Origin of the sequence: Streptomyces stelliscabiei (assembly GCF_014873495.1) — a bacterium.
Lineage (GTDB): Bacteria > Actinomycetota > Actinomycetes > Streptomycetales > Streptomycetaceae > Streptomyces > Streptomyces bottropensis.
Window position 1 is genome coordinate 7,956,160 of the sequence record NZ_JADBGF010000001.1, and the last position, 26,174, is coordinate 7,982,333.

Genomic DNA, 26,174 nt, shown 5'->3' on the forward strand with positions numbered 1-26,174 from the left:
CGCCGAGCGGCGGAGACCCTCCTCAGGTCCGTACGGCCCTCAGGGCCGGGACCGTGTCATGCCGGTGCGACCGTCACGCGGGGACCGAGGCGACCCCGGTCTCCAGGAACTTCTTCCCGTTCACCCGCTCGCTGACGCCCTCGCGGTCCAGGTACGGCGTGATGCCGCCCAGGTGGAAGGGCCAGCCGGCGCCGGTGATCAGGCAGAGGTCGATGTCCTGCGCCTCGGCGACGACACCCTCGTCGAGCATGAGCCCGATCTCCTGGGCGACGGCGTCGAGCACGCGGGCCCGCACCTGCTCCTCGGACAGGACGACGTCGCCCTGCTTGAGGAGCGCGGCGACCTCGGGGTCCAGCTCCGGCTTGCCGGAGTCGTAGACGTAGAAGCCGCGCTTGCCGGCCTTGACGACGGCGGCGAGGTTCGGGGAGACCGTGAAGCGGTCCGGGAAGGCGCGGTTGAGGGTCTCGGAGACGTGCAGACCGATGGCCGGGCCGACCAGCTCCAGGAGCACCAGCGGCGACATCGGCAGACCCAGCGGCTCGACCGCCTTCTCGGCGACCTCGACCGGCGTGCCCTCGTCGATGACGTTCTGGATCTCGCCCATGAAGCGGGTCAGGATGCGGTTCACGACGAACGCCGGGGCGTCCTTCACCAGGACCGCGGTCTTCTTCAGCTTCTTGGCGACGGCGAACGCCGTGGCGAGGGAGGCGTCGTCCGTGGTCTCGCCCCGGACGATCTCCAGCAGCGGCAGGATCGCGACCGGGTTGAAGAAGTGGAAGCCGACGACCCGCTCGGGGTTCTTCAGCTTCGACGCCATCTCGGTGACCGACAGCGAGGAGGTGTTGGTGGCGAGGATCGCGTGCGCCGGGGCGACCGCCTCGACCTCCGCGAACACCTGCTGCTTGACGCCGATCTCCTCGAACACGGCCTCGATGATGAAGTCCGCGTCCGCGAAGCCCTCGGCCTTGTCCAGGACACCGGTGACCAGCGCCTTGAGGCGGTTGGCCTTGTCCTGGTTGATCCGGCCCTTGAGCAGCAGCTTGTCGATCTCGGCGTGGACGTAGCCCACACCCTTGTCGACGCGCTCCTGGTCGATGTCGGTCAGGACGACCGGCACCTCCAGGCGGCGCAGGAACAGCAGCGCGAGCTGGGAGGCCATCAGACCGGCGCCGACGACACCGACCTTGGTGACCGGGCGGGCGAGGTTCTTGTCCGGGGCGCCGGCGGGGCGCTTGCCGCGCTTCTGCACCAGGTTGAAGGCGTAGATGCCCGAGCGCAGCTCGCCACCCATGATCAGGTCGGCGAGGGCCACGTCCTCGGCGTCGTACCCCTTCTGGAGGTCGCCGTCCTTGGCCGCGGCGATGATGTCCAGCGCGCGGTAGGCGGCCGGGGCGGCCCCGTGCACCTTGCTGTCGGCGATGAACCGGCCGCGTGCGACGGCCTGGTCCCAGGCCTCGCCACGGTCGATCGCCGGGCGCTCGACGGCGATCTCGCCCTTGAGGAGGGAGGCCGTCCACAGCAGCGACTGCTCGAGGAAGTCCGCGCCCTCGAAGAGCGCGTCGGCGATCCCGAGGTCGTAGACCTGACCGCCCTTGAGCTGCTTGTTCTGGTTGAGCGAGTTCTCGATGATCACGGTGACGGCCTTGTCCGCACCGATCAGGTTCGGCAGGAGCGTGCAGCCGCCCCAGCCGGGAACCAGACCGAGGAAGACCTCGGGCAGCGAGAAGGCCGGCAGGGCCGCTGAGACGGTCCGGTAAGAGCAGTGCAGACCGACCTCGACGCCACCGCCCATCGCGGCACCGTTGTAGTACGCGAAGGTCGGGACGGCGAGCGTGGACAGCCGCTTGAAGACCTCGTGGCCGCCCTTGCCGATGGCGAGCGCGTCGGAGTGGTTCTTCAGGAGCTCGACGCCCTTGAGGTCCGCGCCGACCGCGAAGATGAACGGCTTGCCGGTGACGCCGACACCGACGATCTCGCCGGCCGACGCCTCCTTCTCGACCTGGTCGATGGCGATGCTCAGGTTCGCCAGCGACGCCGGGCCGAAGGTGGTCGGCTTGGTGTGGTCGAAGCCGTTGTCGAGGGTGATCAGCGCGAAGCGTCCGGCGCCGAACGGCAGGTCGAGGTGGCGTACGTGCGCGGACGTCACGACCTCGTCGGGGAACAGCTCCGCCGCGCCCTTGAGAAGCTCGGTGGTGGTCACTTGTCGCCTCCGGCGTCCTTGTGGTGCGGGTTCTCCCAGATGACCGTGGCGCCCATGCCGAAGCCGACGCACATCGTGGTCAGGCCGTAGCGGACCTCCGGCTGCTCCTCGAACTGGCGGGCGAGCTGCGTCATCAGACGCACACCCGACGAGGCCAGCGGGTGACCGAAGGCGATGGCGCCGCCGTACTGGTTGACGCGCGCGTCGTCGTCGGCGATGCCGTAGTGCTCCAGGAAGGCCAGCACCTGGACGGCGAAGGCCTCGTTGATCTCGAACAGGCCGATGTCGTCGATGGACAGACCCGCCTGGGCGAGCGCCTTCTCCGTCGCCGGGATCGGGCCGTAACCCATGACCTCCGGCTCGACACCCACGAAGGAGTACGAGACGAGGCGCATCTTGACGGGGAGGTTGTTCTCGCGGGCGAAGTCCTCGGAGGCGATGAGCGAGGCCGTCGCGCCGTCGTTCAGACCGGCCGCGTTACCGGCGGTGACCCGGCCGTGCACGCGGAACGGGGTCTTGAGGCCCGTCAGGTTCTCGAGGGTGGTCCCCGGGCGCATCGGCTCGTCGGCGGTGACCAGGCCCCAGCCGGTCTCGCCGGCCTCGGCGTTGGTGCGACGGACCGAGATCGGTACCAGGTCGGCCTGGATCTTGCCGTTGGCGTACGCCTTGGCGGCCTTCTCCTGGGAGCGCACGGCGTACTCGTCGGCGCGCTGCTTGGTGATCGTCGGGTACCGGTCGTGCAGGTTCTCGGCGGTCATGCCCATGAACAGGGCGGACTCGTCGACCAGCTTCTCGCTGACGAAGCGCGGGTTGGGGTCCACGCCCTCACCCATGGGGTGGCGGCCCATGTGCTCGACACCGCCGGCGATGGCGACGTCGTACGCGCCGAAGGCGACGGAACCGGCGACCGAGGTGACGGCGGTCAGGGCGCCGGCGCACATGCGGTCGATGGAGTAGCCGGGCACCGACTGCGGCAGACCGGCGAGGATGCCCGCCGTGCGTCCGATGGTGAGGCCCTGGTCACCGATCTGCGTGGTCGCGGCGATGGCGACCTCGTCGATCTTCGCGGGCTCCAGACCGGGGTTGCGGCGCAGCAGCTCCCGGATCGCCTTCACGACGAGGTCGTCGGCGCGGGTCTCGTGGTAGATGCCCTTCGGGCCCGCCTTGCCGAACGGGGTGCGGACGCCGTCGACGAAGACGACTTCCTTGACGGTACGAGGCACGATGGCTCTCCTCCAGAGGTGCGGGACGGCACTGCTGCGATGCGCAACCGCTGAGCGGGCGCTCAGCCCCATGCTACTTGCGGGTAACTGTGCTGCACACCCCTGGACGGGGGAGCGGCGAAGGTCACACGGGTTTCGAGGGTTACCGCCGGTTACGCATTCCTACCTTAGGGGCGCGGGCAGCCGTGCGACCAGCCACGACCCACCCGTTGTCCCCTACGGCACCCGAGGGGCGGTCGCGGTGGACCCCCGGGGAACCAGTACGGGCGTGGCCACCGGATGAGACACCCCGACCTCCCCGTCCCCGTCGATCACCCCGAACAACGTCCGCGCCACATCCGCCCCGAACCCGTGCACGTCATGACTCATCGCGGAGAGAGTCGGCCGCGTCAGCCGACAGAGCTGTGAATCGTCCCAGGCCAGCAGGGACAGGTCCGCCGGCACCCGCACCCCCATCTCGGCGGCCACGGACAATCCCGCCACCGCCATGATGTCGTTGTCGTAGACGATCGCCGTGGGCCGATCGTCCCCCGCCCCGGTCAGCAACGCCCGCGTCGCCCGCGCCCCCGCCTCCCCCGAGAAGTCGGTCGCCACCTGCCAGACCCGGACCGGCTTCAGCGACCCGGCCGCCGTCGCGAACGCCGCCGTACGCAGGGCCGAATGGCCCAGCGACCCCGCGCCCCCCACCCGCGCGATCCGCCGGTGCCCCAGCGCCGCCAGATACCGCACCGCCTCCGTCACGGCGGTCGCGTCGTCCGTCCACACGGAGGTCAGTCCGCCGGTCAGTGAGGGATGCCCGACGGCCACCACCGGCATCCCCAGCCGCTGCGCCGCGGCCACTCTCGGATCGTCCCTGCGGAAGTCGACGAGGATCGACCCGCTGACCTGCCGCCCCCGCCACCACGCGTCCTGGAGCCCCACCTCCTCCTCCAGGTTCCGCACCAGCCGCAGCAGCAGCGAGCAGGACCGTTCGGTCAGCACGCCCTCCACCCCGGAGATGAACTCCATGTAGAAGGGTTCGAGCCCGAGCAGCTTCGCGGGCCGGCAGACCGCGAGACCCACCACGTCGGCCCGGCGGTTCGACAGCGACCGCGCCGCCAGGTTCGGCGCCCACCCCAGCTCCCGTGCCGCCGCGAAGATCCGGTCCCGGGTGGCGTCGGCCAGCCCCGGCTTCCGGTTGAACGCGAGCGACACCGCCCCCTTGGACACCCCGGCGAGCGCGGCGACGTCCTTGATGGTCACGCGGGAGGTCGTCATCGGCTGGGCTCCAGGCAGTACAGGGCTGATCGGGCGGCTTCCGCACCGGGAGTCTTCCAGCCGCTGACACCGATGGTCACCCGTTCCCCGGGGAGCAGGGTGACCAGCCCCCGGTCCGCCCGCGCCTCGGGGTCCAGCCGGTCGGCCTGCAGCAGCAGGTCCCGTACGAGGGTGCGGGCCGTCACCGTGACCGAGTCCGGCGTGACGCTCACGTCGAACTCCGGCCGGGGGTAGGGGATCTCGCGGTCGGGGCTCGGGAAGAGCAGGGCCCGCAGCCCGTCCGCGTCCGCGTCCGCGACGAGGAACTCCTTCGGCCCGACGGGCTCCAGCTCCTCCGGTACGCCGACACGGGCCACCGTCCGCCCCGCCGCGACGAACCCGACCCGGGCCTCTCCGATCACCTCCCCGTCGACCGACATCCGCCGCAGCCGCACGGAGCCCGTCCACTGCCCGGCCGCCTGGTTGACCACGGCCAGCACCCGTGGGGTCAGCGTCAGCAGCCGGTCCGCGTACAGCCGCCGCAGCTCGAAGTAGAGCGGCTTCTCCCGGCCGTCCCCGTCGATCGCCGCCCAGGAGGTCACCGGCCAGCAGTCGTTGAGCTGCCACACGATCGTGCCCGCGCACACCGGCCAGTGCGACCGCCAGTGCTCGATCCCGGCGGCGACCGCCCGCGCCTGGTTGACCTGCGTCAGATAGTGCCAGCGGTCGAAGTCCCCCTCGGGCAGGGCGAAATGACGCGCGAGCCCCCGCTCCAGCTTCCCGTTGCCGTCCTCGGCCTTCTGGTGGTGCAGCATGCCGGGGGAGTCCGGCGCCGGCTCCTCGCCCGGCAGCGCCCGCCGCAGCGTCGCGTACGCGGGCGGCGCCTGCCAGCCGAACTCGGCCACGAAACGGGGCACGTGCGCCCGGTACTCCGCGTAGTCCTCCCGGTTCCACACCTCCCAGGAGTGGTGCGTGCCGTGCGCGGGGTCGTTCGGATGCCGCTCCCAGGACCCCGACCACGGAGAGCCCGCCGTGTACGGCCGCGTCGGGTCCAACTCGGCCACCACGCGCGGCAGCACGCCCAGGTAGTACCCCTCACCCCACGACTCCCCGGCGAGCCGTGCCTCCCAGCCCCAGTCCCTGAACCCCCACAGGTTCTCGTTGTTGCCGTTCCACAGGACCAGCGAGGGATGCGGCATCAGCCGGACGACGTTCTCCCGCGCCTCGGCCTCCACCTCGCCCCGCAGCGGCTGTTCCTCCGGGTAGGCCGCGCACGCGAACGGGAAGTCCTGCCAGACCAGCAGGCCCAGCTCGTCGCAGACGTCGTAGAAGTCCTCGCTCTCGTAGATCCCGCCGCCCCAGATCCGTACGAGGTCGACCCCGGCCCCGGCCGCCCGCGTGAGCCGCGCGCGGTACCGCTCGGGCGTGATCCGGGAGGGGAACACGTCGTCCGGGATCCAGTTGACCCCGCGCGCGAACAGCCGCTCACCGTTGACCATGAGGGTGAACCCGGTGCCGTGCTCATCGGCGCCCTGGTCCAGTCCGACGGTCCGGAACCCGATCCGCCGCCGCCAGACGTCCAGCGCGTCACCCTCGGCGTGCAGCGACAACTCGACCTCGTACAAGGGCTGTTCGCCGTACCCGCGGGGCCACCACAGCTCCACGCCCGGCACCTCCAGGCGTACGGCCCCGCTCGTCCCCTCGACCTCCGCGACCGCGGTGACGCCCCCCACCCGCGCCTCCAGCCGCAGCCCCGCCTCCACGGCCGCCCGCTCCACGTCGACGAGCAGTTCCACGTGCCCGGTCGTGCCGTCGACGCTCACCAGCGGCCGTACCCGCGCGATCCTGGCCGTCGACCACCTCTCCAGCCGGACGGGCCGCCAGATCCCGGCGGTCACGAGCGTCGGCCCCCAGTCCCAGCCGAAGGAGCAGGCCATCTTCCTGATGTACTGGAAGGGTTCGGGATAGGCGTTCGGCCGGTCGCCGAGCCGCTCGCGCACCGCCTCCGCCTCGGCGTACGCCGAGGCGAAGCGCACCGAGAGCAGGCCGCTCAGACCGGTGATGTCGAAGCGGTACGAGCGGTGCATGTTCCGCACGGAACCGAGGACCCGGCCGTCGAGCCGGATCTCGGCGGCGGTGTCGAGCCCGTCGAAGACCAGGTCGGTCTGGTCGTGCCCGCCGGCCGCGCCGGCGCCGGGCAGCTCGACCTCGTACGTCCACTCCCGGCGCCCCACCCACGCCACCTCGGTCTCGTTGCGCCCGAGAAAGGGGTCCGAGATCAGCCCCGCCGCCAGCAGATCGGTGTGCACGCACCCGGGCACCTCGGCCGGGAGGGCATCTCCCCCATGGCGCAGGATCCAGCCCTCGACGAGCGGTGTGGCGTCCAGCATGCGCACTCCTAAACCGGTCCAGTCAATTCCCCGACACCATCGCGAAACTATTTCGACAGCCTTGGCGCAATAGGGACTTTACCGGTTCAGTAACAGGCTGCCAGAGTGCCGAACCAGCCACCCCACTCGTGCTCGTCCGTCCCAGAACGGAGCTGGTGCACATGAACCACCGGAAGACGCTCACCGGAACACTGCTGGCGGCCGCGCTCCTCGCGTCGGGCTGCACAGGCGGCGGGGGAAGCTCGAAGGGCGCCGACGCCGAGGCGGCGGACGACCCGACGCAGGTGTCCGGATCCATCACGGTCCTCACCCACCGGACGGACATCGTGCAGGACGGCACGATGAAGAAGTACGCCGACGCCTTCAACAAGACCTATCCGAAGGTGAAGGTGAAGTTCGACGCGATCACCGACTACGAGGCCGAAGTCAAGATCCGCATGAACACGGACAACTACGGCGACGTGCTCATGATCCCGGCCGTCATCAAGAAGAACGACTACCCCAGGTTCTTCGCCTCGCTCGGCACCCGGAAGGAGCTGAGCAAGAAGTACCGCTTCACCGACTTCACCACCGTCGACGGCAAGGTCTACGGCCAGAGCCCGATGGGCGCGGCCCCCGGCTTCCTCTACAACAAGCGGATCTGGGCCGAGGCCGGCGTCACCGACTGGCCCACCACCCCGGCGGAGTTCCTCACCGCGCTGAAGGCCATCAGGTCCAGGACCGACGCCGTGCCGTACTACACCAACTTCGCCGCCCAGTGGCCGCTGAGCCAGTGGACCGCCGTGAACGGCTCGGTGAGCTGCGACACCGGGGCCACCACCAGGCTCGCCGAGGGCAACCCGTGGGGCGAGGACGGCGAACTGCGCGTCGCCGACAAGCTGTTGTACGACATCGTGCACCAGAAGCTGATCGAGAAGGACCCGACGACCACCAACTGGGAGAACTCCAAGCCCCAGTTGGCGAAGGGCGAGATCGCGACGGCCTGGCTCGGCAGCTGGGCGGTCACCCAGTTCCGCCAGGCCGCCGAGAAGGCCGGCGCCGACCCCGACGACATCGGGTTCATGCCGTTCCCCGCCCGCGTCGACGGCAAGGCCTGCGCGACCGTCAACCCCGACTACAACCAGGCCGTCAGCATCCACTCCGAGCACAAGGCGGCGGCCCGCGCCTGGGTCGACTGGTTCACCGACAAGTCGGGCTACGCGCAGGACAACCTCTCGATCTCCACGCTCAAGGACGCCCCCCTGCCCGAGGTCCTGCGGCCGTACGAGGAGCAGGGCGTCGAGCTGATCGAACTCGACGACGCCGAGGGCGGGACGGTCAAGGAGATCGACAACGCCTCCGAGGTCGGCATCAACGCGCCCGCCTACCGCCAGGAGCTCGTCGACATCGCCCGGGGCGCCAAGGACGGCGACGTCGACGACTTCCTCGACGGCCTCGGCAAGCGCTGGACCGAGGCACAGAAGACCGTGGGGTCCTGATGCCCCCCGCGCGTACGACGGACTCCTCGCACGCGGTGAAGCAGGTGGCGCGGCCCTCCACGGCCGCGCCCCGGCCCCCCGCGCCCCGGCGCGCCCCCCGCGAGGTGCGCCTGTGGCGCGGGCTCACGCCCTGGCTCTTCCTGGCCGCCCCGCTGGCCCTGCTGATCACCTTCACCTACGCGCCGGTCGCCAACATGGTGGCGTACAGCTTCACCGACTGGGACGGCGTCAGCCCCGAACTGCACTACACAGGCGCCGACAACTACGTCGAGATCTTCACCCGCCCCGAGCTGTTCCAGGTCTTCTTCGTCAGCGGCTACTACCTCGTCGCGTCGGCCGTGCAGATCGTGCTCGCCCTCTACTTCGCGACGGTCCTCAGCTTCAACCTCCGCTTCCGGAACCTGTTCAAGGGCATCCTGTTCTTCCCGTACCTGATCAACGGGGTCGCGATCGGGTTCGTCTTCCTCTACTTCTTCCAGGACGGCGGCACCCTCGACTCGGTCCTGGCGCTCTTCGGCCACGAGTCCGACCGCGCCTGGCTCGGCACGCGGACGTCCGCGAACATCTCCCTCGCGAGCGTCTCCGTCTGGCGCTACATGGGCCTGAACTTCGTGCTCTTCCTCGGCGCGATCCAGTCGATCCCGGGGGAGCTGTACGAGGCCGCCGAACTCGACGGCGCGAGCCGCTGGCACCAGTTCCGCTACATCATCGCGCCCGGCATCCGCCCCGTCCTGAGCCTGAGCGTGATCCTCTCGATCTCCGGCTCCCTGGCGGTCTTCGAGATCCCGTACATCATGACGGGCGGCGCCACCGGCACCGAGACCTTCGTGATCCAGACGGTGAAGCTGGCCTTCCAGTTCAACAAGACGGGCCTCGCGTCCGCCGCCGCGGTCGTCCTGCTGCTGATCATCCTGGCGGTGACGTGGCTGCAACGCCGACTGGTCCCCGACGACAGGGTGGACCTCGTATGACGACTCTGACGACCCCGACCCCGGTGACCCGCAGGCGAGTTGCCCGCACCCTCACCTATCTGTCCCTGGTCGGCGCGTCGGTCGTGGTCCTGCTGCCCCTCCTGGTGGTGCTGCTGACCTCGCTCAAGACCGAGCGGCAGATGGCGGACGACAGCGGCGCGCTCACCCTGCCCGACAGCTTCCTGAACCTCGGCAACTACGCGACGGCCTTCCGTGACGGCGAGATGCTCGCCGCCTTCGGCAACACGGCCCTCATCCTCGCCTTCGCCGTCACCGGCACGGTCGTCATCGGTTCGATGGCGGCCTACGCGATCGACCGCTTCACCTTCCGCTTCCGGAAACCGGTCGTCGCCCTGTTCCTCGTCGCCACCCTCGTCCCCGGTGTCACCACCCAGGTCGCGACCTTCCAGATCGTCGACAGCTTCGGCATGTTCGACACCCTCTGGGCCCCGATCGCCCTCTACATGGGCACCGACATCGTCTCGATCTACATCTTCCTGCAGTTCGTGCGGTCGATCCCGATCTCACTGGACGAGGCCGCCCGCCTGGACGGCGCCAACGCCTTCACGATCTACCGGAAGGTCATCTTCCCGCTCCTGAAGCCCGCGATCGCCACGGTCGTCATCGTCAAGGGGATCACCGTCTACAACGACTTCTACATCCCCTTCCTCTACATGCCCTCCGACGACCTGGGCGTGATCTCCACGTCCCTCTTCCGCTTCAAGGGCCCCTTCGGCGCCCACTGGGAGACGATCTCGGCAGGAGCGGTCCTGGTGATCCTGCCGACCCTGATCGCCTTCCTGCTGCTGCAGAGGTTCATCTACAACGGCTTCATGAGGGGCGCGACGAAGTAGCCACCGGGCGGGGGAGGGCCGCTCCCCCGGCGGCGCCTAGGCCTCTTTCGCCTTCGCCACCGCGGACATCGCCCCCACCAGCACGGGCGTCACCAGCTCCACCTGCCAGGCCCGCGCCCCGTACCCCGCGAGCGCCGCGCTCACCGCCTCCGCGTCCAGCGACCTCGGCGGCTCCCAGCAGAGCCGCCGGACGGTGTCCGGGGTGATGAGGTTCTCCTGCGGCATGTTGAGCTGCTCGGCGAGCGCGGACACCCCGGCCCGCGCGGCGGACAGCCGGGCCGCCGCCGCGGGATCCTTGTCGGCCCAGGCCTTCGGCGGCGGCGGCCCGGTCACGGGCTGCCCGTGCGCCGGCAACGCCGAGTCCGGCAGCGCCCTGGCCCGGTCGACCGCCGCCTGCCACTGCTCCAGCTGACGCCGCCCCATCCGGTGCCCGAACCCGTTCAGCGCGGCCAGCGCCTGCGCGTTCACCGGCAGGGCCAGGGACGCCTCGACGATCGCCGCGTCGCTCAGCACCTTGCCCGGTGACACGTCCCGCCGCTGCGCGATCCGGTCCCGGGCCTCCCACATCTCCCGCACGACCGCCATCTGCCGCCGGCGCCGTACCTTGTGCATCCCGGACGTACGTCGCCACGGGTCCTTGCGGGGCTCCGCCGGCGGCGCGGAGGCGATCGCGTCGAACTCCTGGCGGGCCCACTCCAGCTTCCCCTGCCGGTCCAGCTCCTTCTCCAGGGCGTCCCGCAGGTCCACGAGGAGTTCCACGTCGAGCGCGGCGTACCGCAGCCAGGGCTCGGGCAGCGGGCGGGTCGACCAGTCGACCGCGGAGTGGCCCTTCTCCAGGACGTAGCCGAGCACGCCCTCGACCATCGCGCCGAGGCCGACCCGGGGGAACCCGGCGAGCCGTCCGGCCAGCTCGGTGTCGAAGATCCGGGTCGGGACCATGTCTATCTCGCGCAGACAGGGCAGGTCCTGGGTGGCCGCGTGAAGGACCCACTCCACGCCGGAGAGCGCCTCGCCGAGGCCGGAGAGGTCGGGGCAGGCGACGGGGTCGATGAGCGCGGTGCCCGCGCCCTCGCGGCGCAACTGCACCAGGTAGGCGCGCTGACCGTAGCGGTAACCGGACGCGCGTTCGGCGTCCACGGCGACGGGGCCGGAGCCGGCGGCGAAGGCCGCGATCACCGCGGCGAGCGAGGACGCGTCGGCGATGACGGCGGGAATGCCGTCCCGGGGCTCCAGCAAAGGGATCGGCGCCCCCGCTTCAGAAGATCCGCCGTCGTCCGGAGGGGCGCCTCCGGTGGTTCGCAGGGTCTCGTCTGCTGCGGTCTCTTGGGCGTCGGTCACCTGTCAAGGGTATCTGTGTATGGACAAGGCCCGCCGACGGAACGTTCCGCCGACGGGCCGAGCAGGGGCGTAAACCAGTCACGTATCACACGTGTCAGTGAATGTTTCCGGCGAACCGGGAGAGGCCGGACACCGGGCAACGATTGCGGTCCTTTCTGGCCGGGGTGTCCTCGGTGTCAGTGGATGATCCCGGTGCGCAGGGCCACCGCCACCATTCCGGCGCGGTCGCCGGTGCCGAGCTTGCGCGCGATTCGGGCCAAGTGGCTCTTGACCGTGAGCGCGGACAGTCCCATGGAGACGCCGATCGCCTTGTTCGACTGTCCCTCCGCGACCAGGCGCAGTACCTCGACCTCGCGGCCCGACAGCTCCCGGTAGCCGCCCGGGTGGCTCGGGGCTCCCGGGGGGCGGCGGTGCATACGGGCGGCGGAGCCGATGGGGGCGGCACCCGGGCGGGTGGGCAGTCCGATGTTGGTGCGGGTGCCGGTGACGACGTATCCCTTCACACCGCCCGCGAGGGCGTTGCGTACGGCGCCGATGTCGTCGGCCGCGGAGAGGGCGAGGCCGTTGGGCCACCCCGCCGCGCGGGTCTCGGAGAGGAGGGTGAGGCCGGAACCGTCCGGCAGGTGAACGTCCGCGACACAGATGTCACGGGGGTTGCCGACGCGGGGACGGGCCTCGGCGATGGACGAGGCCTCGATGACATCGCGGACCCCGAGGGCCCACAGGTGCCGGGTGACGGTGGACCGAACCCGTGGATCGGCCACCACCACCATCGCGGTCGGCTTGTTCGGACGGTAGGCGACCAGGCTTGCGGGCTGCTCGAGGAGAACGGACACCAGGCCTCCTGGGTGCGGGACGGGGGGCTGGTTCGCCGGGCTCGTGGGGTCGAAGCCAGGACGAACCGTACTTTCAAGGTCACAGAGGTCTTCGGCACCAAACCTCTGCTCCTTTAGAGAATGATCACGATTTAGTGAGTAACAATCCGTGCAATTCGGACACGTCTTCGATCATTCGAAGACCGAACGGTGTCGCTTCACGTCGATACAAGGCCGAAAGTGGCCGTATCGACAAAGTGATGGTTTCGATCGGCGTGGCGACACGCACGGAAGAGGACCGTGCGCCCATGGCGCACGGTCCTCTTCCGCGAAGGGTCTGGGGATCTCAGCGGGTCTGCGGCCCCCGCCGCTGCGGCAGCGTCACCACCGCCGCGTCCCCGGGGTCGACCGCCGGAGGCAGTCCCGCGATCTGGGCGAGCAGATCGCACCAGGAGGCGAGATGCGCGGCGGTGTCGGGCACCCCGCCCAACACCTCGCGCGGGGTCCATGACGCCCGGATCTCGATCTGCGACGCGGCCGGCCGCGTCGCCAGCCCGCCGAAGTAGTGCGAACTCGCCCGCGTCACGGTCCCGCTCGGCTCGCCGTACGACAGGCCCCGGGACTGCAGCGCGCCGGTCAGCCACGACCAGCAGACCTCCGGCAGCAGGGGATCCGCCGCCATCTCGGGCTCCAGCTCCGCCCGGACCAGCGTCACCAGCCGGAAGGTGCCCTGCCAGGCGTCGTGCCCGGCGGGGTCGTGCAGCAGCACCAGGCGCCCGTCGGCCAGGTCCTCGTCCCCCTCGACGACCGCGGCCTCCAGGGCGTACGCGTACGGGGCGAGCCGCTGGGGCGGTTTGGTCGACTCGATCTCGATCTCCGGCCGCAGCCGTGTGACCCGCAGCGCTTCGACGGCGGAACGGAACGGCTCCGGTGCCGCCTGACTCCCATCGCGCTCCCCCTCCTTCGCGTCGTCCATCCCGCCAGCGCCGTCCGACAGTCGTCCCTGAGCCGCAGCCATGCCGGAACATTAAGGGGAACCGGGCTCCGGCGCAGGGCAAGACACCCGTGCGCTGGGTCACTGTCGCATCGCGCTCAGCGAACGAAGGCCGCCTCGAAGGCCGCCCCGGAGGCCGCCTGGAAGGCCGGGAGCGGTGGCCGCGCGAGCGGGGGTCCCGGCCGGTGTCCCGGTTGTCCACAGCCCCGGCCGTCGGCGTCGGGGAGGCGTGCGAGACTTTGCCTCGTGAGTGCCAATGCCGGCCCCTCGGGCCACCAGCCGACCGCCACGTACGACTCAGCCTTCCTGAAGGCATGCAGGCGTGAGCCCGTCCCGCACACACCGGTGTGGTTCATGCGGCAGGCGGGGCGCTCGCTCCCCGAGTACCTGAAGGTGCGCGAGGGCATCGGGATGCTGGACTCGTGCATGCGGCCGGAACTGGTCACCGAGATCACCCTCCAGCCGGTCCGCCGGCACCACGTGGACGCGGCGATCTACTTCAGCGACATCGTCGTCCCCCTCAAGGCCATCGGCATCGACCTCGACATCAAGCCCGGGGTCGGCCCGGTCGTCGAGAAGCCGATCCGCACCCGCGCCGACCTCGCCCAGCTCCGCGACCTCACCCCCGAGGACGTCTCCTACGTCACCGAGGCCATCCGGCTCCTCACCGCCGAGCTGGGCGAGACCCCCCTCATCGGCTTCGCCGGCGCCCCCTTCACCCTCGCCAGCTATCTCGTCGAGGGCGGCCCGTCCCGCACCTACGAGAACGCCAAGGCGATGATGTACGGCGACCCCGAGCTGTGGGCCGACCTGCTCGACCGCCTCGCCGGGATCACGTCCGCGTTCCTCAAGGTCCAGATCGAGGCGGGCGCCTCGGCCGTCCAGCTGTTCGACTCCTGGGCCGGCGCCCTCGCCCCGGCGGACTACCGCCGCTCGGTGCTCCCCGCCTCCGCGAAGGTCTTCGAGGCCGTCGCCGGGTACGGCGTCCCGCGCATCCACTTCGGCGTCGGCACCGGTGAGCTGCTGGGCCTCATGGGCGAGGCCGGCGCGGACGTCGTCGGCGTCGACTGGCGCGTCCCGCTCGACGAGGCCGCCCGCCGTGTCGGCCCCGGCAAGGCGCTCCAGGGGAACCTGGACCCGACCGTCCTGTTCGCCGGCACGGAGGCCGTCGAGGCCAAGACCCGCGAGGTCCTCGACGCCGCCGCCGGTCTGGAGGGCCACGTCTTCAACCTCGGCCACGGCGTCATGCCCAGCACGGACCCGGACTCCCTGACCCGCCTCGTGGAGTACGTCCACACGCGGACGGCGAAGTAGTACCCCGGCTCACCAGCCCGGCCGCGCCCGCCTGCCGAACAGCAGGCCGCGCGGCTCGGGCGGGGGCGGGGTGCCGGGGCGCAGCGGCCAGGCCAGCAGCATGCCGGCGACGAAGCCGACGAGATGGGCCGCGTACGCCACCGTGCCGATGTCGGAGACGCCCTCGCCGGACGAGTAGAACGCCTGGAGCATGAACCAGAAGCCCAGCACCAGCCAGGCGGGCAGTCTCAGGGGCAGGAAGACCAGGAACGGGACGAGGACCCACACCCTGGCCTTCGGATAGAGCACGAGATAGGCGCCGAGCACGCCGGCGATCGCCCCGGAGGCGCCGATCAGCGGGTCCGCCGAGTCGGGGTGCGCCAGGGCGTAACCGTAGGTGGCCGCGTATCCGCAGGCCGCGTAGAAGAGCGCGAAGCGTACGGGGCCCAGCCGGTCCTCGATGTTGTTGCCGAAGATCATCAGGAACAGCATGTTGCCCAGCAGGTGCAGCCAGCCGGAGTGCAGGAACAGCGCGGACAGGACGGACAGCGCGGGCGACTTGTCGTAGCCCGGCGGGCCCAGCGCGCAGCCGCCGGACGGGGCGAGTTCGCCGGTGGGCACCAGGCGCGGCAGCTGATGCCGGATCAACTCCTGCGGTATCGCCGCGTACTGCTCCAGGAACGCCTGGGTGTGGCACAGCCGGACCGGCTCGCCGTCACCCGGTAGGGAACCGGCCAGCGCCGGCATGAAGACGAAGACGAAGACGTTCGCGGCGATCAGCGCGTAGGTCACATAGGGCGTGCGGCTCACGGGGTTCACGTCGTGCACGGGGATGACCACACCGGACATGTGCCCGGGATGGGGGGCCGGAATCAGCGCGACCGGCGGCGGCGCGGGCCTCGCGTCCGGTGCCGGTGAACGTGCGGGGCGGGTGGTGCGTATGACTCCTCAACCGCGGATCTACGTGAGGAACAGGCGATGAACGACCGAGTTACCCCGGCGATGCACGCCACCCCCGATGGTGAGGCCGAGATCTCGCTGGTGGTGCGGCTGCCCTGGGAGGACGTCGCGGCGCTCGGCCAGGAGGCCGGGCGGCTGGCGGCGCGGATGCAGCGGCCGGTGACCCTGGACGAGGCGGTCAGTCATCGACTGCGCTCGGCACGGCCGGCGGCCGCGCACGCGAAGCCGGCCACGGCACAGGCCACCGCGCCCGCCGCGGTGACGTCCTCCGCCTCCGTGTCCTCCCTGCCGGCCCGGCCGCCGGCGGAGCAGGCCCGGCAGGCCATCGACCGGATCACCGGCACGTCGGCCGTGTGACGGGATTCCCGCGCCCCCGGGAAGCAGGGGGGCGCGGCCCCGTCGGCCGGGGGCGCTCGTCGCCTCAGGCGCTCGACCTCACCGCCGTCACCGCCTTTCTCGCCGCCACCAGGATCGGGTCCCACACCGGCGAGAAGGGCGGCGCGTAGCCGAGGTCCAGGGCGGTCATCCGCTCCACCGTCATCCCTGCGGTGAGGGCCACCGCAGCGACGTCGACGCGCTTTCCCGCGCCCTCCCGGCCGACGATCTGGACGCCGAGGAGCCGCCCGGTGCGGCGTTCGGCGAGCATCTTCACCGTCATCGGGGCGGCACCGGGGTAGTACCCGGCGCGGCTGGTGGACTCGATGGTGACGGCCACGTACCGCAGGCCGGCCCGGTCGGCGTCCTTCTCGCGGAGGCCGGTGCGGGCGATCTCCAGGTCGCAGACCTTGCTGACGGCGGTGCCGACCACGCCCGGGAAGGTGGCGTAGCCGCCGCCGACGTTGGCGCCGATCACCTGGCCGTGCTTGTTGGCGTGGGTGCCGAGCGGGATGTGACGCAGGCTGCCGGAGACCAGGTCGAGGACCTCGACGCAGTCGCCCCCGGCCCAGATGTTCTCGTGCCCGCGCACCCGCATGGCCAGGTCGGTCAGCAGACCGCCGTGAGCGCCCAGCGGCAGGCCCGCCGCCTTCGCCAGCTCCGTCTCCGGGCGTACGCCGATGCCGAGGACCACCACGTCCGCCGGGTACTCGCCGTCCTTCGTGGCGACCGCGCGGACCCGGCCGTCGGCGCCGGTGCGCAGGGCGGTGACCTCGGCGTCGTCGACCATCGTGATGCCCAGGCCCGTCATGGCCTGGTGCACCAGCCGGCCCATGTCCGGGTCGAGGGTGGACATGGGCTCCCTGCCCCGGTTGACGACCGTGACCTCGTACCCCCGGTTGATGAGGGCCTCGGCCATCTCCACGCCGATGTAGCCGGCGCCGACGACCACGGCCCGGCGGCCCTCGGTGGCGGACAGGGTGTCCAGGAGGGCCTGGCCGTCGTCCAGGGTCTGCACGCCGTGCACTCCCGGGGCGTCGACACCGGGCAGGTCGGGGCGGATCGGCCGGGCGCCGGTCGCGATGACGAGCTTGTCGTACGAGGTCCATGACTCGGTGCCCGCGTCCAGGTCCCGCGCGCGCACGCGGGCGCCCTCGACATCGATCTCCACGACCTCCGTGCGCATCCGCAGATCGATGTCGCGGGCCCGGTGCTCCTCGGGCGAGCGGGCGATGAGCCGGTCCCGTTCGGGGACGTCTCCGCCCACCCAGTAGGGGATGCCGCACGCCGAGAACGAGGTGAAGTGGCCCCGCTCGAACGCCACGATCTCCAGCTCCCCGGGCCCCCGCAGCCGACGGGCCTGCGACGCGGCGGACATGCCCGCCGCGTCGCCCCCGACGACCACCAGGCGTTCCCGTGAACGTTCCTCTGTACGGCTCATGTTCATGGGAACACGCTACGGGGGCCCGGCATTTCGGCATCGCGCGGTCGTCAGTCCTGCCCCTGTCCCTCCCTCCGCCCCGGCTCCTGCCCCGGCTCCTCCTGCGTGTCCGGCGCCGCGGCCGGGAGCGAGCCTGCGGTGCCCGCCGCGCCCGCCGCCGGAGCGGGCCGGCGGGCGCGGGTGAAGCGGAGCCACAGGAACACCAGGACGGCGGTGGCCACGGCGAAGGGGAGGATCGCGGCGAGGGCCATGGCCAGCCAGCGGAACACGGCGACGAACGCGTTCCAGCCGCCCGCGAGCGCGTCCAGGAAGCCGGGCTCGTCGTCGGCCTTCGCGGCCTTCTTCACCGCGGTCTCGGACAGGGACAGCGTGATGGTGGCGAGGCTCGTGCGGTCCTTCAGGGACTTCTGCCGGCCCAGCAGGGACTCCAGGTCGGCCTGGCGGCTGCTCAGCTCGCCCTCCAGGGTGACCACGTCGCTGAGCTTGCCCGCCCGGTCCATCAGCTCACGGATCCGGGCGACGCTCGCCCGCTGCGTCCTGATCCGGCTCTCCACGTCGACGACCTGGTCGGTGACGTCCTCGGCCTTCGTCTTCCGCTCGATCAGCTTGCCGGTGCCCTCCAGTTCGCCGAGGACCTGCTCGTACTTCTCGGACGGCACGCGCAGGACGACCCGGGTGCGTTCACGGTCCTTGCCGTCACGGGTCGTCGACTCGCTGCCCACGAACCCGCCCGCGGTCTCCACGGCGGTACGGGCCTCGTCCAGGGCCTTCGGCACGTCCTTGACCCGTACGGTCAGGGTGGCGGTGCGGATGATGTGGCTGGGCGCGATCGCGGCTGGCGCGTCCGACTCACCCGCGCCGCTCCGGCCGCTGTCGGCGCCTTTGCTGTTCAGGGCACCCTCCTGTTCGGCGGACCCGTCCATCTTGCTGTCGGCGGCCGAATCGCTGGTCGCGCCGATGCCGTCCCGGGCGTCGGAGCAGCCCGCGAGCGCCAGAGCGGCCGCGAGGAACAGGGCGGCCAGGGCCCCCGCGGGCCGCCGGGAACGTCGTACGTGTGTGTGGGCCATTGCGGCGTACCCCCCGAGGGTCGTGGCAGGCGTGTTCGCCCGCCCTGCTGACGACTCTTCGACGCCGGAGGGGCCCGGAACGTTGGAGGGCACCGGTCCCGAAGCGGTCACGGTCGGGACTCGGCGGGGCCACAGCGGCTGACGAGCCCGGCACAGGGCCCGCCAGAGGACCGGCGCCATGACTGTCCGTGACATCTGAGAGGGTGGAGCCATGAGCGGATCACGTACGGACGTCGGGCGCGACGCCGGGCATGTCGTCGTCATCGGGGCCGGGATCGCGGGGCTGGCCGCCGCGCACGGGCTGCTGGACCGGGGCGCGAGCGTGACCGTCCTGGAGGCCACGGACAGAGTCGGCGGCAAGCTGCTCCCCGGCGAGATCGCGGGCGCGCGCGTCGACCTCGGCGCCGAGTCGATCCTGGCCCGCCGCCCCGAGGCCGTCGCCCTCGCGCGTGAGGTCGGTCTCGCCGACCGGCTCCAGCCGCCGGCCACCGCCTCGGCCTCCCTCTGGACCCGCGGTGCCCTGCGGCCGATGCCCAAGGGACACGTCATGGGCGTCCCCGGCACCGCGTCCGCACTCTCCGGGGTCCTGTCCGACGAGGGCCTCGCCCGGATCGAGCGCGACGCCGACCTGCCCCGCACCGAGGTCGGCGACGACGTGGCGGTCGGGGAGTACGTGGCCGCCCGCCTCGGCCGCGAGGTCGTCGACCGGCTGGTGGAACCCCTGCTCGGCGGTGTCTACGCGGGCGACGCGTACCGCATCTCGATGCGCTCGGCCGTCCCGCAGCTCTTCCAAGCGGCCCTGACCCACACCTCCCTCACCGAAGCAGTCCGGGGCATCCAGGAGCGCGCCGCCGCCGCCGGGCAGAGCGGACCGGTGTTCATGGGCATCGAGGGCGGGATCGGGCAACTGCCGCTCGCCGTCGCCGAGTCGGTGCGGGCGCGCGGCGCCGTCATCCGCACCCGGACGCCGGTGGCGGAGCTGCGCCGGGAGGCCTCCGGCGGCTGGCGCGTCGTCACCGGCGGTCCGGGCGGCGGTGGTGAGGACCGCGTCCTGCGCGCCGACGCCGTCGTGGTGGCGGTCCCCGCCCCGGTCGCCGCCGGACTGCTCCGCGCCGAGGCCCCCGAGGCCGCCGCCGAACTGGCGGGCGTGGAGTACGCCTCGATGGCCCTGGTCACCCTCGCCTACCACCGGTCCGGCCTCGGCCTCCCCGCGGGCAGCGGCTTCCTGGTGCCGCCGGTCGACGGCCGCACGATCAAGGCGTCGACGTTCTCCTCCCACAAGTGGGGCTGGATCGCCGACGAGAACCCGGACCTGCTGATCCTGCGCACCTCGGTCGGCCGGTACGGCGAGACGGCGATCCTGGACCACGACGACGCCCACCTCGTGGACGTGTCGAGGACCGACCTGCGCGAGGCCACCGGCCTGACCGCCACCCCCGTCGCGACCCGTGTCACCCGCTGGGACGACGGCCTGCCCCAGTACCCGGTCGGCCACCACGCGCGCGTGGCCCGCGTCCGCGAGCGCCTCGGCAAGCTGCCCGGCCTCGCGGTCTGCGGCGCGGCGTACGACGGCGTCGGCATCCCGGCCTGCGTCGCGAGCGCCTCCGCCGCCGTGGACCAGATCCACGGCGACCTGCGCGCGGTGCGGGACCTCACCGCCGACCCGGTGCAGAGCCTGCACGGCGGAGCGGGAGAATAGGGCCATGAGCGACGTCGCCCCCTCCACCGAGCCCGGCCGGATCCCCAACAAGGGCAAGCTGGCCAAGGACCTCAACGAGGTCATCCGCTACACCCTGTGGTCCGTCTTCCAGCTGAAGGACGTGCTGCCGGAGGACCGCACCGGTTACGCCGACGAGGTCCAGGACCTGTTCGACCAGCTCGCCGCGAAGGACGTGACCGTCCGCGGCACGTACGACGTGTCGGGGCTGCGCGCCGACGCCGACCTCATGATCTGGTGGCACGCCGAGACCAGCGACCAGCTCCAGGAGGCGTACAACCTCTTCCGCCGCACCCGGCTGGGCCGCGCGCTCACCCCGGTGTGGTCGAACATGGCGCTGCACCGCCCCGCCGAGTTCAACCGCTCGCACATCCCGGCGTTCCTCGCCGACGAGACGCCCCGCGACTACGTCAGCGTCTACCCCTTCGTGCGCTCCTACGACTGGTACCTGCTGCCCGACGAGGACCGCCGCCGCATGCTCGCCGACCACGGCAAGATGGCCCGCGGCTACCCGGACGTCCGCGCCAACACGGTCGCGTCGTTCTCGCTGGGCGACTACGAGTGGATGCTCGCCTTCGAGGCCGACGAGCTGTACCGCATCGTCGACCTCATGCGTCATCTGCGTGCCTCGGAGGCCCGGATGCACGTCCGCGAGGAGGTCCCGTTCTACACGGGCCGCAGGAAGTCGGTGGCCGAGCTGGTGGCGGGCCTGGCGTAGGTCCCGCGAGGAGTGCGGGGCCGTCGCGGCAGCGGCCCCGCGGCGCGGGCGGTCAGCTCTTGACGGCCCGCGGTGTCCCGGCGGCCCGGCCCCGCGAGGCGCTGGGCTCCGGACGCGCCGCGCAGGCCGCGTGCCGCTCCGGCAGCCGCCCCTCCAGCAGGTACGCCTCCAGATGGCCGTTGACGCACTTGTTGGTTCCCCAGGCCACCCCGTGGTTACCGGCGTCCCGCTCGGTCACCAGCACCGACCCCCACAGGCGCCGGTGCAGTTCGAGCGCCCCGTCGTACGGCGTCGCCGCGTCCCGCTCGGCCGCGAGGATCAGCGTGGGCGGCAGCTCACCGGGCCCGGTCCGCACATCGAGCGGCTGCTGACGCGGCCCCGTCCAGTACGCGCACGGCAGGTTCGTCCACACGTTGTCCCAGGTCTCGAAGGGCGCGGTGCGCGCGAGCCGGGTGTTGTCGCGGTCCCAGACCCGCCAGTCGGTGGGCCAGGGTCCGTCGTTGCACTCGACGGCCGTGTAGACGGCGCTCGTGTTCTCCTGCTCGACGGCGGCCTCCGGGTACGGACCGGCGATCTGCACCAGCGGCTTCGGGTCGCCCTTCAGATACGCGGAGAGGGCCAGGGCACGCTGCGGCCAGAGGTCGTCGTGGTACCCGGCCTGGAGGAACGCGCCCTGCAGCTGCCCCGGTCCCACCTTGCCGCCGGCGGGCCGGGCCGCCAGCAGCGCCGCCGCCCGCTCGTAGCTCCGCAGCACCTTCTCCGGGGTGTCGCCCAGCCCGTACACCGTGTGGTGCCGTGCGGCCCAGGACCGGAAGTCCGCCCAGCGCCCCTCGAACGCGGCCGACTGGCCGAGGTTGTTGCGGTACCAGATCTGCTCGGGGTCCGGGTTCACCGCCGAGTCGAAGACCATCCGGCGTACGTGGGAGGGGAACAGCGACGCGTACAGCGCGCCGAAGTACGTGCCGTACGACGCCCCCATGAACGTCAGCCGCGGCTCGCGGAGCGCGGCGCGCAGGACGTCGAGGTCCCGGGCGTTGTTGAGGGAGTGGTAGTGCCGCAGCGCGCTCCCGCCCCGCCGCGCGCACTCCCGCGCGAACTCCTCGGCCCGCGCGATCCGTTCCTTCTTGTACGCCTCCGAAGGGTGTGTCGGCGCCGGTGAGGGCCCGTGGTGCAGCCGCTCGGGGTCCCGGCAGGACAGCGGCGCCGACCGGCCGACCCCGCGCGGGGCGTACCCGACGAGGTCGTACGCGGCGCCGAGCCGTTTCCATTCCGGGAGGTGACCGAGGAGCGGGAAGAACATCCCGGAGGCGCCGGGGCCGCCGGGGTTGAAGACGAGCGCCCCCTGCCGGGCGACCTTCTTGCCCTCGGCGTCCTTGCCCGTGGCCCGGATCCGGCTGACGGTCAGCGCGATCTGTCTGCCGTCGGGGCGCGCGTAGTCGAGCGGCACCTCGACCGTCCCGCAGCGCACCCCGTCCGGCAGCCCCTCCACCGCCGGACACTTCCCGAACCGGATGCCCTCGGCCGCGGCCCGCTCCGCCACCCGGCCGGTGAGCGTGTCCCCCGCGGCCGGGGGAGCGGCGAGGCCGCTCAGCAGCAGCACCGCCGCGGCGGTCACGTGGAGAACGGCAGCCCGCATGGCGAATCCCTCCGAAGCACGACAGCGACACAGGGATGTTTGGTGCGAAAGAGGGTGAATGTAAAGCACCGTCGGACGGTGTCGGCGAGGTGTTCCCCTACGGTGTCACCGCTGTTCGAACGCCGCCCGTAACTCGGGGGACTCCACGGCCCCCACCCCCCGGACGGCCACCGAGACGAGGTCCGGGACGTCGCTCCCGCCCCGGCCCACCACGGCCTTCAGCACCCGCATCCCCTCCGGCGACGCCCACCGCGTGCCCGACGGCCCCTCGACCCTGGCGATGAGAAGGCAGCTGAGCGTCAGCACCAGCGGCAGCGCGAACCACAGCGCCACCAGCGCACGGTGTTCGGCGAAGCCCTGCGCGGGCAGCGTCGACGCCAGCGCCCCGAGGCCGCACACGCCGAGTGCCGCGCCCCGTACCTGGGTGACCGCGTCGGCGACCCCCGTCCGCGCGGCGTCCGGCACGGCCAGTCCCGCCGCGACGAGCCGGTCGGAGAGGTGCCGTACGGACTCGGCCGCGGCGGCTCTGCGGCGTACGGGCGCGATCCGGGACTGTCCGCCGGGGCCTATCGCGCCTATGACGGCGCGTTCCATGTCGTCGCGGCCGTCCGGGTCCACGACGGTCGCCCAGCCGGTGTGGGCCAGCAGGATCCGGCGCCGGCAGGCCATGGAGACGAGGGTGAGGTCGGCGACGCGCGCCGGGCCGCCGGACAGGAACGCCGCCTCGTAGAGCGTGAGCCGGTGGCAGTGGTGGACACGGTCCGCGGGGACGTCGTCGGCGGCGGCCGCCGCCCGCAGCGAGGCCAGGCACAGTCGGGCACAGGACACGCCGGCGGCGGCCCAGGCCAGGAGGAGGAAGAGGACCCAGAGCATGGCGTGTTTCTACGCGGCGGCCCGGACCCGCGGCGGGCGGTGTACGGAATCCGGAGGGAAGCTTCCCGGTCTCGTTCGTTCGTACGCCGTTACGGCCCGCAATTGGAAGGCCGTCGGGCGGCGCCCGACGCGCTCCGGGGTGCTAGCCGTCGTCCGACGGCCCGTTGGCGGCCGGCGGCAGGGTGTAGACCGACGGGGACGGGGAGGGCGTCACCGGGATCGGCGAGCCGGGGTCGTCCGGTGAGCCGGGCGGGGCCGGGGAACTGGTGAGGGGCGGGGTGCTCGCGGAGACGGTGTCGCGGGCGATCGCGTCGTAGTCGACGAGCCCGGTGGCCTCCAGGACCGTGATGTGGTCGAGGACGGTGGTGTTGGCGTCGTCGGCGAGGGCGCGGACCAGTGAGTTGCGGGTGGTGGCGCGGACCTGGGCGACCACGGAGAAGACCCTGCCGTGCGCCAGGCGCAGGATGTTCGCGAACTCGCGGTCGTAGGTCTCGCCCCGCGCCGCGTTCAGGGTGGTCAGCCACGCCTTCTGCTGGTCGTTCGGCTGGTTGGGCAGGGGCAGGTTCAGGCGCGCGGCGACGTCGCGGACGCGGGCGTCGAGGAAGGTGTGCCCCTCGATGAGGTGCTCACCGGCGGTCCGTACGCCCGCGGTGGTGCCCTTCGTCTCGGCCTGCTGTCCGGCGGGCAGCTCCCACAGTCCGGCGAGTCTGACCTTCGTGATGAAGTCCCGGTCCAGGGCGGACAGCGGGCCGTACCGTGTCGTCATGGTGGTCGCGTTGAGCACGCTGACGTCGGTGCCGGAGCGGTCCGCGTACGACCAGACCGGGAAGACCAGCGCGATGAGCGTCGCCGTCAGCCCGGCGACGATGAGTCCTGTGCCACTGAAAAGTCCCCCTCTGCCCCTGGTGCTTCGCATGGTGCCTCCTGCTCGCGGCACCGCGCGCTCATGCGCGACGGGTGCTGCTCGGCCTACGGACCGGTATGTTACTGCCCGGTCCGCGTCAACCGCCTTATGCGGAGGAATGGTTGAGGTGTGGACAAAAAGCTGTGGACGGGGTAGGCGAAGCGGTGGATCAACCGGGGCGAACGGGGTGCAAACGACGCCAAACCCGTGCGGGAGGCACGGGTTTGTTAATCGCAGCACACCTCGGGGTGAACGCCCCGGGTCAGCGGCGAAGGAGCACCCTGCGGGTGGCTCGGGCCAGCCGGGCCGTGGGGCGCCGGGACAGCGGGGCGGGGCCCGAGCGCTCCAGCCACCACCGGCGCACCTCGCGCTGGACGTCCGCGTCGCCCGGGCGGCCGGTCAGCAGGACGTGCTCGGCGAAGGACAGGGCGTCACGCCGGTAGCCGTCGGTCATCGGGTGGCCCTGCGCGTACGCCACGAACGTCGGCCGGTACGACGGGCCGAGGATCTCCGGCAGCTCCGGCGCCACCTTCGCCACGACGTCCGCCCGCTTGGCCGCGAGGGACCGGGCCTGCACCCCCAGCCGCACCCGGTCGAACCCCTCGGGCACCGGCGTCCCCGCGACCAGCGCGGACAGCAGCGCGGCCTGCGCGAGCCCGAGCCGCTGCCGGGCGACGGGCTCGGCCTCGGGTTCGGCGACGGGCTCGGCCTCTGCGGCGGGCACCGTTCCGGCGGCGGGCACCGTCGTCGCGGGGCCGCGCACCTCGGCCTTCTCCAGCACGCCGCGGATCGACTCCAGCTCCCGCTCCAGCTCGCCCGGCTCGGGGAAGTTGTCGTCGCGCTCCAGGAGGACGCCCGGCGCGGTCACGCGGGAGGCGAGGTCGGCGAGGACGTCGAGGACCTGCCGGGGGACGGGGTGGGCGTGGCTGTCGTGCCAGACGCCGTCCCGTTCGAAGCCGCCCGCGACATGGACGTACGCGATGGCCTCGACCGGCAGCTCGTCGAGCGCCTTCGCGGGGTCCTCGCCCCGGTTGACGTGGTTGGTGTGCAGGTTCGCCACGTCGATGAGGAGCCGGACGCCGGTGCGGTCGACGAGGTCGTAGAGGAACTGTCCCTCGGTCATGTCCTCGCCGGGCCAGTTGATGAGGGCGGCGATGTTCTCCAGGGCGAGCGGCACGGGCAGCGCGTCCTGGGCGATGCGGACGTTCTCGCACAGCACGTCCAGGGCGTCCCGGGTGCGCGGCACCGGCAACAGGTGCCCGGCCTCCAGCCGCGGCGACGCGGTGAGCGCGCCCCCCGCCCGGACGAACGCGATGTGCTCCGTGACGAGGGGGGCGCCCAGTGCCTCCACGCGCTCGGCGAGGGAGCGCAGGCGCTGCTCGTCGGGGCGGTCGGCGCCGCCGAGACCCAGGGAGACGCCGTGCGGCACCACCGTGACGCCGCGCTCGCGCAGGCGCAGCAGCGACTCGTGGACGTGGCCGGGACAGACGTTCTCGGCGACGACCTCGACCCAGTCGACACCGCCCGCCCGCCCGGCCATGCGCTCGACGGCGTCGGCGATCTCCGGCCGCCAGCCGATCCCCGTCCCCAACTGTGCGATCTGCTCCATCGTCCCCTCCTCGGTCACGTCGGCCACGGCTTCACCAGACCCTGTGCGTCTCCTCATGGCGGACCTGTGTTCCGGCGTGACG

Annotated in this window: 21 protein-coding genes; 7 read left to right on the plus strand and 14 right to left on the minus strand. The window is 71.9% G+C overall.

Features of this window, described 5'->3' with window-relative positions:
• Nucleotides 1-73 precede the first annotated feature (73 nt).
• The 4 genes from H4687_RS35055 to H4687_RS35070 all read right to left on the minus strand — a co-directional run bounded on the left by H4687_RS35055 (nucleotide 74) and on the right by H4687_RS35070 (nucleotide 7,049).
• Nucleotides 74-2,200, minus strand: coding sequence for a 3-hydroxyacyl-CoA dehydrogenase NAD-binding domain-containing protein (locus H4687_RS35055; protein ID WP_046918009.1), 2,127 nt, complete (start codon nucleotides 2,198-2,200; stop codon nucleotides 74-76).
• Entirely contained in the window at nucleotides 2,197-3,423 is a 1,227-nt protein-coding gene (locus H4687_RS35060; protein ID WP_005481866.1) for a thiolase family protein, read from the minus strand. Before H4687_RS35060 ends, H4687_RS35055 begins: the two co-directional genes overlap by 4 nt.
• Nucleotides 3,424-3,639: 216 nt before the next feature.
• Complete coding sequence (locus H4687_RS35065; RefSeq protein ID WP_050398058.1) at nucleotides 3,640-4,680, minus strand: LacI family DNA-binding transcriptional regulator; 1,041 nt, start codon at nucleotides 4,678-4,680, stop codon at nucleotides 3,640-3,642.
• Complete coding sequence (locus H4687_RS35070) at nucleotides 4,677-7,049, minus strand: glycoside hydrolase family 2 protein (RefSeq protein ID WP_050398059.1); 2,373 nt, start codon at nucleotides 7,047-7,049, stop codon at nucleotides 4,677-4,679. The genes H4687_RS35065 and H4687_RS35070 overlap by 4 nt, the downstream gene beginning before the upstream one ends.
• A 161-nt stretch (nucleotides 7,050-7,210) precedes the next feature.
• Between H4687_RS35070 and H4687_RS35075 the strand changes: the two genes are divergently transcribed.
• From H4687_RS35075 to H4687_RS35085, 3 genes are read left to right on the plus strand one after another with little or no spacing between them, the layout of a single operon-like run.
• Nucleotides 7,211-8,527 (plus strand): ABC transporter substrate-binding protein, encoded by a 1,317-nt coding sequence (locus H4687_RS35075; protein ID WP_046919950.1) that lies wholly within the window; start codon nucleotides 7,211-7,213, stop codon nucleotides 8,525-8,527.
• Nucleotides 8,527-9,498 carry a carbohydrate ABC transporter permease gene (locus H4687_RS35080; protein ID WP_050398060.1) on the plus strand — a complete coding sequence of 324 codons (972 nt, stop codon included), beginning with the start codon at nucleotides 8,527-8,529 and terminating at the stop codon, nucleotides 9,496-9,498. Before H4687_RS35075 ends, H4687_RS35080 begins: the two co-directional genes overlap by 1 nt.
• Nucleotides 9,495-10,352 carry a carbohydrate ABC transporter permease gene (locus H4687_RS35085; RefSeq protein WP_179859989.1) on the plus strand — a complete coding sequence of 286 codons (858 nt, stop codon included), beginning with the start codon at nucleotides 9,495-9,497 and terminating at the stop codon, nucleotides 10,350-10,352. Before H4687_RS35080 ends, H4687_RS35085 begins: the two co-directional genes overlap by 4 nt.
• 36 nt (nucleotides 10,353-10,388) lie before the next feature.
• Here H4687_RS35085 and H4687_RS35090 read toward each other — a convergent pair whose 3' ends face one another.
• From H4687_RS35090 to H4687_RS35100, 3 genes are all read right to left on the minus strand, one after another.
• Nucleotides 10,389-11,690, minus strand: coding sequence for an HRDC domain-containing protein (locus tag H4687_RS35090; protein ID WP_179859988.1), 1,302 nt, complete (start codon nucleotides 11,688-11,690; stop codon nucleotides 10,389-10,391).
• 176 nt (nucleotides 11,691-11,866) lie between these two features.
• Nucleotides 11,867-12,526 (minus strand): helix-turn-helix transcriptional regulator, encoded by a 660-nt coding sequence (locus H4687_RS35095; protein ID WP_033529424.1) that lies wholly within the window; start codon nucleotides 12,524-12,526, stop codon nucleotides 11,867-11,869.
• A 325-nt stretch (nucleotides 12,527-12,851) separates the two neighbouring features.
• Nucleotides 12,852-13,481, minus strand: a complete 630-nt coding sequence (locus H4687_RS35100) for a DUF3000 domain-containing protein (RefSeq protein ID WP_050398061.1) — start codon at nucleotides 13,479-13,481, stop codon at nucleotides 12,852-12,854.
• Between the two features lie 264 nt (nucleotides 13,482-13,745).
• Between H4687_RS35100 and hemE the strand changes: the two genes are divergently transcribed.
• Nucleotides 13,746-14,813 (plus strand): uroporphyrinogen decarboxylase, encoded by a 1,068-nt coding sequence (gene hemE / locus H4687_RS35105; protein WP_046919851.1) that lies wholly within the window; start codon nucleotides 13,746-13,748, stop codon nucleotides 14,811-14,813.
• 9 nt (nucleotides 14,814-14,822) lie between these two features.
• On the opposite strand, the gene H4687_RS35110 is transcribed toward hemE, so the two are convergent.
• Nucleotides 14,823-15,632, minus strand: coding sequence for a rhomboid family intramembrane serine protease (locus H4687_RS35110; protein WP_046919857.1), 810 nt, complete (start codon nucleotides 15,630-15,632; stop codon nucleotides 14,823-14,825).
• Between the two features lie 138 nt (nucleotides 15,633-15,770).
• Here H4687_RS35110 and H4687_RS35115 point away from each other — a divergent pair, with 138 nt between their 5' ends.
• Nucleotides 15,771-16,109 (plus strand): hypothetical protein, encoded by a 339-nt coding sequence (locus H4687_RS35115; protein WP_028796580.1) that lies wholly within the window; start codon nucleotides 15,771-15,773, stop codon nucleotides 16,107-16,109.
• A gap of 64 nt (nucleotides 16,110-16,173) precedes the next feature.
• On the opposite strand, the gene H4687_RS35120 is transcribed toward H4687_RS35115, so the two are convergent.
• Both H4687_RS35120 and H4687_RS35125 read right to left on the minus strand, forming a co-directional pair.
• Entirely contained in the window at nucleotides 16,174-17,574 is a 1,401-nt protein-coding gene (locus tag H4687_RS35120; RefSeq protein ID WP_046919852.1) for an FAD-dependent oxidoreductase, read from the minus strand.
• Between the two features lie 44 nt (nucleotides 17,575-17,618).
• Complete coding sequence (locus H4687_RS35125; RefSeq protein ID WP_046919853.1) at nucleotides 17,619-18,635, minus strand: DUF4349 domain-containing protein; 1,017 nt, start codon at nucleotides 18,633-18,635, stop codon at nucleotides 17,619-17,621.
• A gap of 211 nt (nucleotides 18,636-18,846) precedes the next feature.
• Between H4687_RS35125 and hemG the strand changes: the two genes are divergently transcribed.
• Together hemG and hemQ are read left to right on the plus strand one after the other, a co-directional pair.
• Nucleotides 18,847-20,334, plus strand: coding sequence for a protoporphyrinogen oxidase (gene hemG / locus H4687_RS35130; protein WP_046919854.1), 1,488 nt, complete (start codon nucleotides 18,847-18,849; stop codon nucleotides 20,332-20,334).
• 4 nt (nucleotides 20,335-20,338) lie between these two features.
• Complete coding sequence (gene hemQ / locus H4687_RS35135) at nucleotides 20,339-21,070, plus strand: hydrogen peroxide-dependent heme synthase (RefSeq protein WP_005481890.1); 732 nt, start codon at nucleotides 20,339-20,341, stop codon at nucleotides 21,068-21,070.
• 52 nt (nucleotides 21,071-21,122) lie between these two features.
• On the opposite strand, the gene H4687_RS35140 is transcribed toward hemQ, so the two are convergent.
• The 4 genes from H4687_RS35140 to H4687_RS35155 form a co-directional block, all read right to left on the minus strand.
• Nucleotides 21,123-22,706 carry an alpha/beta hydrolase gene (locus H4687_RS35140; RefSeq protein WP_050398063.1) on the minus strand — a complete coding sequence of 528 codons (1,584 nt, stop codon included), beginning with the start codon at nucleotides 22,704-22,706 and terminating at the stop codon, nucleotides 21,123-21,125.
• A 105-nt stretch (nucleotides 22,707-22,811) separates the two neighbouring features.
• Nucleotides 22,812-23,579, minus strand: coding sequence for a TIGR04222 domain-containing membrane protein (locus H4687_RS35145; RefSeq protein WP_050398064.1), 768 nt, complete (start codon nucleotides 23,577-23,579; stop codon nucleotides 22,812-22,814).
• 142 nt (nucleotides 23,580-23,721) lie between these two features.
• On the minus strand, nucleotides 23,722-24,495 hold the full coding sequence (locus tag H4687_RS35150; RefSeq protein ID WP_050398065.1) for a DUF4142 domain-containing protein: 774 nt from the start codon (nucleotides 24,493-24,495) through the stop codon (nucleotides 23,722-23,724).
• 250 nt (nucleotides 24,496-24,745) lie between these two features.
• Nucleotides 24,746-26,092 (minus strand): DUF692 domain-containing protein, encoded by a 1,347-nt coding sequence (locus tag H4687_RS35155; RefSeq protein WP_046920307.1) that lies wholly within the window; start codon nucleotides 26,090-26,092, stop codon nucleotides 24,746-24,748.
• Nucleotides 26,093-26,174 lie beyond the last annotated feature (82 nt).

Bases quoted from the DNA above. Each gene is read 5' to 3' on its own strand.
- H4687_RS35065 (WP_050398058.1), bottom strand. From the start codon at position 4,680: ATGACGACCTCCCGCGTGACCATCAAGGACGTCGCCGCGCTCGCCGGG.
- H4687_RS35070 (WP_050398059.1), bottom strand. From the start codon at position 7,049: ATGCTGGACGCCACACCGCTCGTCGAGGGCTGGATCCTGCGCCATGGG.
- H4687_RS35075 (WP_046919950.1), top strand. From the start codon at position 7,211: ATGAACCACCGGAAGACGCTCACCGGAACACTGCTGGCGGCCGCGCTC.
- H4687_RS35080 (WP_050398060.1), top strand. From the start codon at position 8,527: ATGCCCCCCGCGCGTACGACGGACTCCTCGCACGCGGTGAAGCAGGTG.
- H4687_RS35085 (WP_179859989.1), top strand. From the start codon at position 9,495: ATGACGACTCTGACGACCCCGACCCCGGTGACCCGCAGGCGAGTTGCC.
- H4687_RS35100 (WP_050398061.1), bottom strand. From the start codon at position 13,481: ATGGACGACGCGAAGGAGGGGGAGCGCGATGGGAGTCAGGCGGCACCG.
- H4687_RS35115 (WP_028796580.1), top strand. From the start codon at position 15,771: ATGAACGACCGAGTTACCCCGGCGATGCACGCCACCCCCGATGGTGAG.
- H4687_RS35120 (WP_046919852.1), bottom strand. From the start codon at position 17,574: ATGAACATGAGCCGTACAGAGGAACGTTCACGGGAACGCCTGGTGGTC.
- H4687_RS35125 (WP_046919853.1), bottom strand. From the start codon at position 18,635: ATGGCCCACACACACGTACGACGTTCCCGGCGGCCCGCGGGGGCCCTG.
- hemG (WP_046919854.1), top strand. From the start codon at position 18,847: ATGAGCGGATCACGTACGGACGTCGGGCGCGACGCCGGGCATGTCGTC.
- hemQ (WP_005481890.1), top strand. From the start codon at position 20,339: ATGAGCGACGTCGCCCCCTCCACCGAGCCCGGCCGGATCCCCAACAAG.
- H4687_RS35140 (WP_050398063.1), bottom strand. From the start codon at position 22,706: ATGCGGGCTGCCGTTCTCCACGTGACCGCCGCGGCGGTGCTGCTGCTG.
- H4687_RS35145 (WP_050398064.1), bottom strand. From the start codon at position 23,579: ATGCTCTGGGTCCTCTTCCTCCTCCTGGCCTGGGCCGCCGCCGGCGTG.
- H4687_RS35150 (WP_050398065.1), bottom strand. From the start codon at position 24,495: ATGCGAAGCACCAGGGGCAGAGGGGGACTTTTCAGTGGCACAGGACTC.
- H4687_RS35155 (WP_046920307.1), bottom strand. From the start codon at position 26,092: ATGGAGCAGATCGCACAGTTGGGGACGGGGATCGGCTGGCGGCCGGAG.